This is a genomic window from Klebsiella sp. MISC125 (genome assembly GCF_051131775.1).
Lineage (GTDB): Bacteria > Pseudomonadota > Gammaproteobacteria > Enterobacterales > Enterobacteriaceae > Klebsiella.
On the sequence record NZ_CP180448.1, the window covers coordinates 2,683,950 to 2,696,911 of the forward strand.

General features: G+C 54.7%; 12 protein-coding genes. 8 read left to right on the plus strand and 4 right to left on the minus strand.

All coding sequences use genetic code 11. From position 1 onward, the window contains the following. Window positions 1–391 precede the first annotated feature (391 nt). The 8 genes from nqrC (at window position 392) to ACMYSL_RS12770 (ending at window position 8,946) form a co-directional block, all read left to right on the plus strand. Window positions 392–1,153: an NADH:ubiquinone reductase (Na(+)-transporting) subunit C gene (nqrC, locus tag ACMYSL_RS12735; protein ID WP_434663260.1), complete on the plus strand. Its 762-nt coding sequence runs from the start codon at window positions 392–394 to the stop codon at window positions 1,151–1,153. Between the two features lie 252 nt (window positions 1,154–1,405). After that, window positions 1,406–3,346 carry an FTR1 family iron permease gene (locus tag ACMYSL_RS12740; protein ID WP_434663263.1) on the plus strand — a complete coding sequence of 647 codons (1,941 nt, stop codon included), beginning with the start codon at window positions 1,406–1,408 and terminating at the stop codon, window positions 3,344–3,346. A gap of 27 nt (window positions 3,347–3,373) precedes the next feature. Beyond that, window positions 3,374–3,901, plus strand: a complete 528-nt coding sequence (locus ACMYSL_RS12745) for an iron transporter (protein ID WP_064176588.1) — start codon at window positions 3,374–3,376, stop codon at window positions 3,899–3,901. A gap of 87 nt (window positions 3,902–3,988) precedes the next feature. Continuing rightward, entirely contained in the window at window positions 3,989–5,368 is a 1,380-nt protein-coding gene (locus ACMYSL_RS12750; RefSeq protein WP_434663266.1) for a Fe-S-containing protein, read from the plus strand. A gap of 2 nt (window positions 5,369–5,370) precedes the next feature. Beyond that, complete coding sequence (locus ACMYSL_RS12755; protein WP_304259661.1) at window positions 5,371–6,654, plus strand: ABC transporter permease; 1,284 nt, start codon at window positions 5,371–5,373, stop codon at window positions 6,652–6,654. After that, the gene (locus tag ACMYSL_RS12760) at window positions 6,644–7,774 is read left to right on the plus strand and encodes an ABC transporter permease (protein ID WP_304259659.1); all 1,131 of its coding nucleotides are present in this window, start codon (window positions 6,644–6,646) and stop codon (window positions 7,772–7,774) included. Before ACMYSL_RS12755 ends, ACMYSL_RS12760 begins: the two co-directional genes overlap by 11 nt. A gap of 4 nt (window positions 7,775–7,778) precedes the next feature. Beyond that, window positions 7,779–8,474, plus strand: coding sequence for an ABC transporter ATP-binding protein (locus ACMYSL_RS12765; RefSeq protein ID WP_064176584.1), 696 nt, complete (start codon window positions 7,779–7,781; stop codon window positions 8,472–8,474). Continuing rightward, window positions 8,461–8,946: a TlpA family protein disulfide reductase gene (locus ACMYSL_RS12770; protein ID WP_434663270.1), complete on the plus strand. Its 486-nt coding sequence runs from the start codon at window positions 8,461–8,463 to the stop codon at window positions 8,944–8,946. Before ACMYSL_RS12765 ends, ACMYSL_RS12770 begins: the two co-directional genes overlap by 14 nt. Window positions 8,947–9,054: 108 nt before the next feature. Here ACMYSL_RS12770 and tal read toward each other — a convergent pair whose 3' ends face one another. From tal to ACMYSL_RS12790, 4 genes are all read right to left on the minus strand, one after another. Beyond that, a complete protein-coding gene (gene tal, locus ACMYSL_RS12775) occupies window positions 9,055–10,005 on the minus strand; it encodes a transaldolase (RefSeq protein ID WP_434663273.1) in 951 nt (316 codons plus the stop codon). Window positions 10,006–10,089: 84 nt separating this feature from the next. Further along, window positions 10,090–11,343 carry a class II D-tagatose-bisphosphate aldolase non-catalytic subunit gene (locus ACMYSL_RS12780; RefSeq protein WP_139537463.1) on the minus strand — a complete coding sequence of 418 codons (1,254 nt, stop codon included), beginning with the start codon at window positions 11,341–11,343 and terminating at the stop codon, window positions 10,090–10,092. 9 nt (window positions 11,344–11,352) lie between these two features. Continuing rightward, window positions 11,353–12,456, minus strand: a complete 1,104-nt coding sequence (locus ACMYSL_RS12785; RefSeq protein WP_434663275.1) for a PTS fructose transporter subunit IIC — start codon at window positions 12,454–12,456, stop codon at window positions 11,353–11,355. A 170-nt stretch (window positions 12,457–12,626) separates the two neighbouring features. After that, entirely contained in the window at window positions 12,627–12,947 is a 321-nt protein-coding gene (locus ACMYSL_RS12790; RefSeq protein WP_181485960.1) for a PTS fructose transporter subunit IIB, read from the minus strand. Window positions 12,948–12,962: the final 15 nt, after the last annotated feature.

The window sequence follows — 12,962 nt, forward strand, 5'->3', positions numbered from 1 at the left end:
GATATCCGCTGCGCTTAAAACATGTGGAACGTACAGCGCCGTAGGTCTGGACATAGTTGTCTCTTATCCCAAGGTGACGGTTGCAGGTGGGTTGTTTTTATCTGTCGATTATAAGATTAATCTTAAAGAAAACCAGAGGTCAGGCGTTTTTTTACATTTCTCAGGTGCCCGGCATGCAACGAGTTTTATGACTATTAGTTTTTCTAATAAATTGCCTGCAAGAAAGATTATTTTTATATATGTAAAAAATAGGGTTAATATTTTTAAGCATAATTTTGATTGTCACGAAATATCAAATCAAGCAAATGCGTATTGTCTGGAGGGCTAGACAAAAGAATGGGAATGGTTGCACTCTATATTACAGATGCCAACTGATGGGAAAGATGAGCGCATGCGTAAAGGTAAAATTATTGTTTTAGTTTTGATGGTTTTTTGTATTCTTATTTTTGCAATTGTTGCCGCCTGGTTTTTACTGTCCAAAGACAATTTTGCCGTACCCGAAAACGCGGAAACAGAAGCCGCGGTTCTCCAGGTTGCTGGTTTAACGCGTAATGGGCAACGCGATCCGCAGGCGCTGAAATCGCTCTATCAACAACGCGTGGCGGTGCGTCAGGTAAATCTTGATAACGGTCAGTTGTTGGCTATGGGAGCAGAGAGCAACGTGAAAAAACGCTGTGTCGAACTGGCTGCGTCACGCGATCCGGCGCAAATCCGCCAGCGCTGTTCGCTGGGTGAGGTTTACGTTGTTCGAGATAATAATAATGAAATTCAGCAAGTTATACTTCCGGTTTACGGCAAAGGCGCGAAGTCGATGATGTATGCCTTAATCGCCCTTGAGACCGATGGCCGAACGGTAAAAGACCTGTTGTATTACCAGCAGAATGAAACGCCGCTGCTGGGTGCAAGAGTCGAAGACCCGGACTGGCGTAGCCAATGGCCAGGCAAGAAAATACGCGATAATAACGGCCAGCCGGTGCTAAAGGTTATTCAGAATAATCCCGGCCAGCATGATGACTATACGGTGGATGGAATTAGCGGCGCGACCCTGACTTCAACCGGCGTCGAGAAGAGTATTAATTACTGGGCGGGTGAGCAGGGATACGGTAAGTTTCTTCAGCGGCTACAGCAAAACCCTGAAATATTAAATCGTTAAAAATAAATCCCGCAAAATATCCCTCAAACAACCGGTGTGAATACAGCACCGGTTTTTTTATGCATCTGATTCCGTTATTCCGCGATAGGAAAGCCTCTATGCCCGCCTAATAACCCAGAGTTATAAATATTTAGTTCTTTGCAACATTTTACACAAATTGTCACAGTTTGACATTTTCATGATCCAGGTCATGTACATTACGAGTAAAAATGACAACGATAATCATTATCATTAACTCTAATGGGATGCGTCATGGCTGTTCCTCGTTCTTTCCTGCTGCTGATGTTGTTTAGCCTCGTGTTCGGCAGCGCGTGCGCGATGGCGCAGACCCACTATGCGCCGTATATCGAGGATATCGAGCAACGTCTTGATAAGACAGCCGAATTTTATCAGCAGCAAAAAAATACCGAAGCGCGCCGCGAGGTGCAAATGGCCTACTTTGAAGTGTTTGAAAACCTCGAAGGGCCAATCCGCATTAACATTTCGGCGCGGAAAAGCTACGAAATGGAGAGTACCTTCGGTGAGATCCGGCGCATGATCGGCGAGGGCAAACCGCAGAGCGAAGTTCAGGCGCGGATCGACGGGCTGAAGCAGGCGCTGCGTGAGGTGGAGCCGATACTGGACGGCGGGCATCGGCTGGTGGCGGAAGAGCAGCATACCGCGCTGTCGCGCGATGACATTGCGCTGCACTGGCAGGATAGCTTCCGCATTATTGACGATATGCTGGCGCAGGCGGTGACGGAGTATCAGGCCGGTAACTATGCGCAGGCCAGCCAGCAGGTGCAGCAGGCGCACTATCAAGGCTTCAAAAACTCCGAAATGGAAACCTCGGTACGTCAGAATCGCTCGGCGAAAGAGGCCGCCGCCATCAACCAGCAGTTTACCGCGCTGATTACCCTGACCTCCCAGCCGGACCGCCTGAACGACGTTTCGTATCAGGTCACCACGTTATTGCAGGATCTGGAAGATATTCTGCCAGGTCTGCCAACCACCCGTGACGATCAGCCGGTAAGCGCTCCGGCTAGCGCAGGCAACGCCACACAGATCGAGGATACGGGAGCCCGGGCGGATTGGGCGAGCGTCGCTGCCGGGATTAACCAAAGCATCAATGCTGCTCTGGTGCGCTATCAGAACGGGGAAGGGCAGGATGCGATTCTCGATGTCCAGGACACCTATTTTGACCGTTTCGAAGCCACCGGAATGGAGAACAAAATCGGCTCCCGCGACTCGGCGTTTAAAACCTCCCTTGAAGCGCACTTTACCCGCATGGTTAGCCTGATGAAGGCCAACCAGCCGCAGGAAAAGCTGGTTGCCGAAGCCGCTGCGCTGGAGCAGGACCTGCAAAAAGCGGTGGCTATGCTGGGCGAGGGCGAAGAGACCCAATGGAGCCTGCTGCTCTACAGCCTGATGATCATCGTGCGCGAAGGGCTGGAAGCGTTGCTGATTGTGGCGGCTATCGTGGCCTATCTGGTTAAAAACAACCATCACGACAAGCTGCCGCTGATTCGCCAGTCGGTGATTGTCGCGCTGGTGGCCAGCGTGGCGACGGCGTTTATCTTCCAACTGCTGTTTACCAACTCTGGCGCCAGCCGGGAGCTGCTGGAGGGGATCACCATGCTGATTGCCGTGGTGATGCTGTTCTTTATGAGCTACTGGCTGCTGTCGAAGGTCGAAGCCCGCCACTGGAAAGCCTGGCTTGAGGGCAAACTCTCCCATTCGCTGTCGCGCGGATCGCTGGTAGGGCTGTGGCTAACCAGCTTCCTCGCGGTCTACCGCGAAGGTGCCGAAACGGTACTGTTCTACTACGCCCTGATTGGTGATGCCCAGGGGCTGCCGGGTCATCTTGCCATCGGTGCCGGGTTTGTTATCGGCTGCGTGGTACTGCTCATTGCCTGGCTCATCATGCGCTACTCGGTGGTTCGACTACCGCTTAAACCCTTCTTCATGTTCACCGGCGGTTTTATGTACCTGATGGCGTTTGTTTTCGCCGGTAAAGGGGTACTGGAACTGGTGGAGGGCAAACTATTCCAGCCAACGTTGATTAACGGGATGCCCGAAATCAGCTGGCTGGGGATTTACCCCTACGTGGAAACGCTATTGCCGCAGATTGTATTGCTGATCGCGGCGCTGGTGGCGCTATGGATCATGCGCCGCCGCCAGGCACCAGGTGAGACCATAAAAACAAGTTCCTAATCATTTTAAGACGAGAGGATGAGTCAGATGACCATTAAGAAGACCCTGATTATCAGCGCAACCGTAGCCAGCATTTTCACCGCACCTGCGGCGCTGGCCTTTAAAGAGTATCCGGCTGGTGAACCTGTCACCATGAATGAGATGGAGATCGCTGCGGTTTACCTGCAGCCGATCGATATGGAACCGCGCGGTATGGGTTTGCCGGCAGCGAAATCGGATATCCATCTGGAAGCCGATATTCATGCTGTTGAAGGCGGTAAAAATGGTTTTGGCGCAGGTGAATGGATCCCTTATCTGACCATCGCCTATACCCTGGTCAATAGCGACACTGGCGAAAAACAAGAAGGCACCTTTATGCCGATGGTGGCGAGCGATGGCCCGCACTACGGTGCGAATATCAAGATGATGGGCGTTGGTAACTACAAAGTGACCTACCACATTGACCCGCCGTCAAAAGCCGGGATGCACCGTCATACCGATAGCGAAACCGGCGTCGGTCGTTGGTGGAAGCCGTTTGATGTGAGCTATGAGTTTAAGTATGTCGGTCTGAACTAAGCGTCATTAAACGCGAGCGCTATTACGCAGGATGGTCGACGGGTCATCCTGCGGCGTATTTTTCATCCGCCGTACTGAGTTGAAGTCATGAGCTATTTTTTCGTCACGACGCTACAGGTCTTTTTCTGCATTGCGCTGCTCTCCGCCGTACTCTGGGGCCGCGGCAACCCTCCTGCACTGCGCCCGCTGGTCTGGACGCTGCTCACCGCGCTGGCTGGCGGACTGTTCGCCGGGCTGTTTATTCGCCCGAGCCAGTCGCTGGAGCTTCTTTTCGTTGGTGCTGAAATTCTCGTTTCACTGCTATTTTTGCTGAGCTTCTGGTGGTCAACGCCGCGGGTTCGCTATCTGTGGCAATGGATCCTGACCTTTGGTGCGGCCCGCCATTGGGCGCTTGACCCGAACCTCGGCGGCCTGACCTCCACGCACGTGCTGAATACCGATCTGCTGCTGAATCTGACCGCGCTGGTGCTGGCGTTCGCGCTTTTGTGCTTGGCGTGTGCGCTCTGCGCCATGCTCCTGCGCCGGATGCGCGGGTTCTACTGGCCGCTGACCCTGCTGCTGATGGTCCTGTTGTGGCTGCCGCTGAGCGGGAATTTGCTGCTGCTGTTGATGAAGCTACAGGTGGTGCCGCTGCTGAAGCCTCTGCTGAGCTTCGTCGCCAAAGTGACTAACAATGCGGCGATGTATAACTGGGCCGCCGCCGCGGTACTGCTGTTAATGTGCCTGTTCTGGATCCCGGCGCTGCGCCGCTATTACCGCAAGGTAAAAGCGACGGAAGAGCCAATCTCCCGCCGTCTGGCGCTGGCCGAACGCCGTGGAGCAACCCGGCTGTGGCTCACGACTATTTGCTGCGCGCTGGCGATTATCGGCGGCCAGCTATGGTGGGATCTGGTGGCTTCACAGCCGCCGCGCTTATCCGAGGCGCAGCCGGTCACGTTGGCCGCCGACGGCCTGGTGCATATCCCGGTTGAACAGGTGCGCGATGGCAAACTGCATCGCTTCGTCTGGGTGGCGGATGACGGCAAAGCGATCCGCTTTTTTATCATTAACCGCTATCCCGACAAACTGCGTTTAGGCGTGGTGTTCGACGCCTGCCTGCTGTGCGGCGATCAGGGCTATGTGATGGAAGGCAATCAGGTGATTTGCGTTGCCTGCGGCGTGCACATCTTTATTCCTTCCATTGGCAAACCCGGTGGATGCAACCCGGTGCCGATCGACGACTGGCGCAACGATGACAAAGAGCTGACGATACCCGGCGCGGCGCTGGCCGTGGGGGGAAACTATTTCTCTACCGTCCTGACAATTAAAGTGACCGACCCGGTGGATGGTTCAACGCTGACCAATACCAGTGCCGACTTCAAATACAGCTATGGCGGTAAAACCTGGTTCTTCTCATCAGAAGCGAACTATGACCGTTTCCGCAATGCGCCAGAGCAGTTTGTTCCTGACGCAGTGAAGGAGGAGTAGCGATGCTGTGGCGAATGATCTACCAGTCATGGGGGCGCAATCTGCGGCGTAAAGCGCTGGCGGTATTGACCGTGTTTCTGGCGACCAGCCTGATCTCGGCGCTGCTGGCAGTCTCTATCGACATCGGCGACAAGATGTCCCGCGAGCTGAAATCCTACGGCGCTAACATTCTGATTGAGCCTGCAGGGCAGGCGGCGCTGCCCGCGCTGTTTAGCGAGCAAAGCAACCCGTTGGCCAGCGACGATTTTCTGGATGAATCCGAGCTGCCGAATATCAAAGATATCTTCTGGCGCAACAACATTGTTGGCTTCGCCCCGATGCTCGGCGGCGAAGTGAGCGTGGATGGCCATGATATCCGCGTGCTGGGAACCTTTTTCAGCCAGCCGGTCGCTATCCCGGATGAGGAGGGATACGAAACCGGGCAGCGGACGGTCAGCCCGTTCTGGCAGGTGAGCGGCGAATGGCCGCAGGAGCCGGTCGGTGAGACACCGCAAACCCTGGTCGGCCACGCGTTGGCGCGAAACTACGGCTGGAAGCCCGGCGATCGCCTGGCGTTAAAGGTCGCGGATAACGTGGTAAACGTGCAGGTGAGCGGTATTTTATCCAGCGGCGGCGATGAAGATAACCAGCTGGTCATGCCGCTTAGCGTGGTGCAGCAACTGCTGGGGCTACCGGGGAAAGTACAGGCGATCCGCGTGTCGGCGCTGACGGTGCCGGAAAACGAACTGTCGCGTCGGGCGCGAGAGGATCTCGAAGCGCTTAATGCCGAAGAGTACGATCTGTGGTACTGCACCGCCTATGTGTCGTCTATCGCCCACCAGCTTGAGGAGGCGATTTCCGGGGCGGAAGTGCGTCCGGTCTGGCAGGTTGCCGCTTCGGAAGGCGTGGTTATCGATAAAATTCAGCTGTTAATGGGCGTGGTAACTTTAGCCGCGCTGGCCGCCGCCGCGATGGGCATCGCCTCATTGATGACCAGCACCATTATGGAACGCGCCAAAGAGATTGGCCTGATGAAAGCGCTGGGCGCGCGGCAGTGGCAAATTCTGCTGCTGTTCTATCTTGAGGCGGCGCTGGGTGGCCTGGCCGGTGGAGCATTTGGCTGCATCGCCGGATGGGGGTTAGCGAAGGCTATTGGCCTGATGCTGTTTGATACGCCGCTTAATTTTGCCTGGGTGGTGGTGCCCTGCGTGCTGGTGATTGCGGTGCTGATTGCGTTAATCGGTACCTGGTTCCCGGCGCGGCGTATTGCCCGTCTTTATCCTGTGGAGGTGCTGTATGGCCGCTAAGCGCGACATGCTGTGGCTATTAGTGTGGCGGGCGCTGCGGCTGCGTATGCAGCGGGTCAGCGTGGTATTTGCCGCGCTGGCGGTCGGCGCGACCATCGTCACGGCGCTTTCCGCCGTGTGGTTCGACATTAATAGCAAAATGAGCGAGGAGTTGCGCACCTTTGGCGCGAACTTCTACATTGGTCCGGGCCATGGCACCAGCATGCCGCAGCCGGAGCTGCAGGCGATTCTTGACGGCGCACCGGGTGGACTGATTCACGGCGCCAGCCCTTGGCTCTACGGTACCGCGCGCACCGAGCTGGAAAAAGTGGTGATGGTCGGCGTGTGGTTTGAGTCGCTGCAAAAACTGGTGCCCTACTGGCAGGTCAACGGCAGCTGGATCGGCGTTAGCTTTGACGATCGCAACGCGATGATTGGCGTGAAGCTGGCGCAGCGTCTGGCGCTGAATATTGGCGATAGCGTGACGCTGGTGGACCATAGTCGGCGCAAGAAACTGCTGATTAAGGGCATCGTTGAAGCCGGGGACGCGACCGACAATATGCTGATTGTCAGCCTCGACGTAGCGCAGTCATGGCTGCAAAAGCCCGGTGTTATCAGCCACGGGCTGCTTAGCGTCAGCAATGACCTCGGTCAGGTGGAGAGCTACGCCAGCCAGTTACAGCGGCAATACCCTGACCTTGAGATTCGTCCAGTGCGTAAAGTATCGGCATCTGAAGGGCAGGTGCTGGAGAAAATTAAGGGGCTGATGGGACTGGTATCGATAGTTATCCTCGCGCTCTCATCCCTGTGCGTGAACACCACCCTGATGGCGATTGTCGGTGAACGCGCCCGCGAGTTTGCCCTGCAAAAAGCGCTGGGGGCCAGCAACGGCGATATCATCCGCCAGATGTTACTGGAGACCAGCATTATCACTTTTGCGGCGGTGGTTTGCGGTTGGGTGCTGGGCTATCTGCTGGCGCAGCTGCTGGGATTAACGGTGTTTAACGCCAGTATCTCGCTGCGCCTGCCGGTGCTGCCGATTACCCTGATTCTGTCTTTACTGGTCGCCCTGCTGGCGGCCATTGTTCCGGTGCGGCGCGCGGTGAGCGTCGAACCTGCGAAAGTGTTGAAAGGAGAGTAACGCCATGACCGTCACGTCTTTGCGTCAGATGGCGATTGAAACGCGTCATTTATATAAGCGGTTCGGGGAAGTAACCGCGCTGGAAGATATCAACCTGCGCATCGCCCGCGGCGAGTTTGTCGCTATTATGGGGGCGTCTGGTTCCGGTAAAACGACGCTGATGAATATTCTCACCTGTCTGGATACCGCCAGCGAAGGGCAGGTGATCCTCGACGGAACCGACGCGGCGGCGCTGGACGAAGAGGGGCGCAGGCGCTTTCGCGCGCAGAAAATTGGCCTTGTGTTCCAGCAGTTCCACCTGATCCCGTTTCTGACGGCGCTGGAAAATATCATGCTGGCGCAGCATTACCACAGCGTGGTGGATGAAGCTGCCGCCAGAGCGGTGCTGGCTCAGGTCGGCCTTGAGCATCGTGTTACCCATCTACCGAGCCAGCTTTCCGGCGGTGAGCAGCAGCGCGTCTGCATTGCCCGGGCGCTGGTTAACGAGCCACCGGTTATTTTTGCCGATGAGCCAACCGGTAACCTCGATGAAGAGAACGAACAGCGGGTACTGGATCTGCTGACCGATTTGCACCGCCAGGGGCGCACCATTGTGATGGTGACCCACAACCCGGCGCTGGGGCAGTTCGCCGATCGCATCGTGCGTTTGCAGCACGGAAAGTATCTGGGAGAAGAGGTGAATCATCATGCGCATGCCTAAAGTGATGCTTGTCCTGCTGCTGGTGCTGCTCGGCGGCTGCAAAGAGGAAAAGCTGGCGCGCGGCGAGGCGGCACCCGCGCTGGCGGCGTTTGATTTGCAGGGGGAATCGGCCAGCCTAGAGCGCTGGCAGGGCAAGGCGGTGTATCTCAATTTCTGGTCATCAAGCTGCGGTGGCTGCCTGGCGGAGATGGATACCTTACAAGCGCTCAGCCAGCGCTGGCCGGATAAGCTGGTGGTGGTGGGCGTCAATACCGACCCGGAATCAGTCGATATCGCGCCGCTGTTAGCTAAACATGGCATCAGCTATCCGGTGCTGCGCGACCAGCTCAAAATGACCCAGGAGCGCTATCAGGTTATCGGCACCCCAACGTCAATATTGATTGATAGCCATGGCACGGTGCTGGATTTGCATCAGGGCCTGCGCAAGCCCGAGGAGTTACAGATGGTGTTTAGCCAGCTGGCGCAAAAATAGTTTCCCCCGCGCGAGCAGTCTTGTAGCCCGGACAGGCGCGTTAGCGCCGCCTCCGGGAAAATAGTGGTAGCCCGGGTAAGGCGTCAGCCGCCACCCGGGATGTCTCACTTACAGATACTGGCTCAGTAGCGCCTCAAGGCTGTTCTGGTCCACGGCAAACAGGCGAATACCTTCGGCGAGCTTCTCCACCGCCATCGCATCCTGATGATGCGCCCAATAAAACTCCGCTTCACTCATTGCGGCGGGCTTCGCCTGAACCTCACCTTCATACGTCAACGGCGCGGGTACCGGCCCCTGAGTTTGCTGCAATTGCGCCAGCAGTGCCGGGGAAACGGTCAGACGGTCGCAGCCGTTAAGCGCCAGTACCTGTTCTGGCGTGCGGAAGCTGGCCCCCATCACCACCGTCCGGTAACCGTGCATTTTATAGAAGCGATAGATCTTCTGTACCGATTCGACGCCCGGATCGTTCTCGACGGTGAAGGTGGTATCAGGGTTGTTTTTCTTGTACCAGTCGTAGATGCGACCGACAAATGGGGAAATCAGGAAAACCCCGGCATCGGCGCAAGCTCTGGCCTGGGCAAAGGAGAACAGTAGCGTCAGGTTGCACTGGATACCCTCTTTTTCCAGCGTTTCTGCCGCGCGGATCCCTTGCCAGGTGGCAGCGAGCTTAATTAAAACCCGATCTTTACCGATCCCTTTCTCTTCATACAGCGCAATGATTTCCCGCGCTTTAGCTATGCTGGCCTGAGTATCAAACGAGAGGCGAGCATCCACTTCGGTTGAAATACGTCCCGGAACGCTTTTCAGGATCAGCACCCCGATACTTACCGCCAGATAATCGGCAATATCCGCAGGCTGTACCGCTTTTCCATTCTGGCGAGACTTCACCGCCGCGACGGCATCCTTCACCAGTTTTTGGTACTGCGGAAGCTGCGCTGCCTTATAGATAAGCGAAGGGTTGGTGGTCGCATCTTCAGGCTGATAAGCCATAATGCTGTCAATGTCCCCGCTGTCGGCAACAATGGTTGTCCGCTGCTTTAGCTGTTCAAGCTGATTCATCGCTATGACCTGTTTTTCAATTATAGGGCTGGAAACAACAAGGAGAAGGCAAGGCCCGCTCCTTATTGTTGGTTGGATGGGGGATTATTTTGCCTGCGCGACGCGGGAGGTCAGGCCTGGCATATTGAAGCATTCGGCTTCGTTCTGGATCATATCTTTAATTTTATTGACCACGTAACGCTCAGGCTCGACGCCAAACGACTTCAGATTGGCAAACATGGTTTGCATCTCTTTGACAACATCCGGTTTTTCGTAGTTGTAGTGGCCGCTGAGTTCAAGAATCTCTTTCAACAATTCTGGCTCGTTAAAGATTTGCTCTTCGGACTTGTTTTTATGTTCATCGGTCATCCATTTTTCCCACTTGTGGCTCAGCACGCACTCGCGGGTCAGGACGGTTTTTAAATCAGACGCTGACTTGATAAAGCCTTTCGCCGCCAGATCTTTCTCGACTTCCGCCAGCTTCAGATAAGCGCGGGTTTCAATGGTGCCGTAGGCCGGGGCGACGTTCATCGCGGTGATGCCCAGACCCGGATGCTTCAGTAGAATTTCATCCGGCAGGTAGTCGCCGTTATGCTCTTTCAGGCCCACGCCGTGGCGGGTGCTGATAGCCGAAAGCTCTGCGGACTGCTTATCATTAAAGTGGCCAACGTTCTTGGTCAGACGGGTCAGAGTGCCGGTTTGACCGACGATAAACAGCGGCTGCGGCAGCGATTCAGCGGCCAGACGCTTATTCAGCTCGATAATAAACCCTTCATAGGCGCTGACGTCGGTCAGGCCGCCGTTGGTCTCTTCGGTACCGACTTCATAGAAGAACTCTTTCAGGTTATTGGCCTTACGGTACTCTTCGCAGAAGCGAATCAGCTCAACGGTGCGGCTCAGAACAAGTTCGATATCAATAACTTTACCAACAACATACGGGTCTTTCGTCGGGTCGATATGCAGCAGGTCGAAACCGGCGTCCATATCAATCTGATAAGAGCGGCGGGCCAGCTTCATCGCTTCGGCTTCCGGAATATGATCTTTACGCTCTTTATCACGCTGCCATGGGCCGCCGTGGTCGCGGCAGAGGAAGTAATCGCCGTCGAAGCCGACTTTTTCCGCCATCGCTTTCAGGTCGGCAGCAAAGCGGAACTGATCCCAGTTATTAACGTAACCCGCGCCAAACTCATCGGCATCAACCTGGTTGCGGCTGGCAATAAACATCAGCGGCAGATCTTTTTCTTTACCCAGCTCAAAACAGGCCTGAATTAACGCCGGAGACATTGGGCCAATTCCCAGCATCGTAGACTTGCCACCGTTAACAATATAATCGACGTACTGTTTCATTGTGTTTTTCATGATAACTCCTCAGACTTTATTCATATCAGAAGTGATTGTTTTTTTAGCCGACTCTTTTTTTGCCGGCTCGCTAATGTTGGGGCGCAGAATATGCAGACAGATGGCGGTGACAATAACGCCGATAAGCATATCGATGACGTACCACATTGGTGCTTTATTGACGCCAGCAATGGCAATTAATCCACCGTGGGGAACCATAGATTCGACGCCGTGAACCATAGCCAGACCGGCACCGACGGCGCTACCGATAATAATTGATGGCAGAACGGTCTTCAGGTTTTTAACGGCGAAAGGAATCGCCCCTTCGGTAATGCCAATTAATCCCATAAAGGCAGCAGAGGTGCCCATTCTTCTTTCATCTTCAGCCCATTTACGCTGGGAAATAAAAGTCGAGAGGGCAATGCCGAGCGGTGGAATAGCGCAGGCAATACGGTAAGCGCCGTTAGGGCCATAAATACCTTCTGCCATTAAGGCGAGGGTAAATGCCGTGGCGGTTTTATTGACCGGTCCGCCCATATCAAAGGCCGCCATGGCACCGAGAATTAAACCTAATACGACGCCGCTGCTTCCCTGCATATTAGAGAGCATGGAAACCAGCCATTTCATGGCAAAACCGATAGGCCCAATCAGCACGTACAGATAGAGCATGCCGACAATAACGCTTGAGACGATGGGAATAATCATGATCGGCATGACCGGCATCAGCACTTTGCCAACCTTCCAGGTTTTTATCCACTTAGCGACGTAGCCGCTGAGAATACCGAGCAGCATTGCGCCGAGAAAACCGGTTACCACGTGGTCCGCGCCTAGCGGTGTGCTGGCCATAAAACCAGTGATTAAGCCTGGCGTCAGCCCCGGCTTACCGGCGATAGAGTAGGAAATATAGGCCGCTAGCACCGGGATCATCATTCCCAGCCCGGCGCTGCCGATAGCGCCAAGGTTTAATAAGAATGGATTGGTGACGACCATGCCTTTGCCCGCAACCGGCTCGCCGCCAATCAGCGACAGCGCCAGACAGATGCCGCCGACTACCACCACCGGCATCATATATGACACGCCGGTGCTAAACGCTTTAACTAAATCATCCTTAATGGCTTTTGCTTTTTCCGACATTTTTTATCCTCCCGATACTCTGTATTTTTATGGGATGACCACGGTATACGGGCGTAGTCATCCCCGGGCGCTTTTGCGTCATAATTGAAATACAGCGTTTGCAGAAATTTAATTAACGTTTTTATTCACCGATGGCGAATGCCGAAATAAATTCGCATCGGCGGTTTGATTTATTTAACCAGCTTCTCGGCTCTGTCAATAATCGCCGCCGGATCGCGAACCACTTCCGCCGGGTTGAGCGAAATAACCAGTCCGGCGTCTTCTTTTTCTTCAAAGCGTTCGACGCCTTCAATACCGATGGCAATCGCCAGAATAACCACATCGGCTTCGGCAATCTCATCTTCGCTTAATTCATTTTCAATCCCCATACCGCCCTGGGTTTCGACTTTGACGTCATAACCTCTTTTTTTACACTCCTGCTCAATCGCTTCCTGGGCCATATAGGTGTGGGCGACTCCGGTAATGCATGCTGCGACTCCGACAATTTTCATGAGTGACTCCTGATT

Coding starts and splice junctions, on each gene's coding strand:
- tal (WP_434663273.1), bottom strand. CDS start 10,005: ATGAATCAGCTTGAACAGCTAAAGCAGCGGACAACCATTGTTGCCGAC.
- ACMYSL_RS12740 (WP_434663263.1), top strand. CDS start 1,406: ATGGCTGTTCCTCGTTCTTTCCTGCTGCTGATGTTGTTTAGCCTCGTG.
- ACMYSL_RS12770 (WP_434663270.1), top strand. CDS start 8,461: ATGCGCATGCCTAAAGTGATGCTTGTCCTGCTGCTGGTGCTGCTCGGC.
- ACMYSL_RS12785 (WP_434663275.1), bottom strand. CDS start 12,456: ATGTCGGAAAAAGCAAAAGCCATTAAGGATGATTTAGTTAAAGCGTTT.
- nqrC (WP_434663260.1), top strand. CDS start 392: ATGCGTAAAGGTAAAATTATTGTTTTAGTTTTGATGGTTTTTTGTATT.
- ACMYSL_RS12790 (WP_181485960.1), bottom strand. CDS start 12,947: ATGAAAATTGTCGGAGTCGCAGCATGCATTACCGGAGTCGCCCACACC.
- ACMYSL_RS12760 (WP_304259659.1), top strand. CDS start 6,644: ATGGCCGCTAAGCGCGACATGCTGTGGCTATTAGTGTGGCGGGCGCTG.
- ACMYSL_RS12750 (WP_434663266.1), top strand. CDS start 3,989: ATGAGCTATTTTTTCGTCACGACGCTACAGGTCTTTTTCTGCATTGCG.
- ACMYSL_RS12780 (WP_139537463.1), bottom strand. CDS start 11,343: ATGAAAAACACAATGAAACAGTACGTCGATTATATTGTTAACGGTGGC.
- ACMYSL_RS12765 (WP_064176584.1), top strand. CDS start 7,779: ATGACCGTCACGTCTTTGCGTCAGATGGCGATTGAAACGCGTCATTTA.
- ACMYSL_RS12755 (WP_304259661.1), top strand. CDS start 5,371: ATGCTGTGGCGAATGATCTACCAGTCATGGGGGCGCAATCTGCGGCGT.
- ACMYSL_RS12745 (WP_064176588.1), top strand. CDS start 3,374: ATGACCATTAAGAAGACCCTGATTATCAGCGCAACCGTAGCCAGCATT.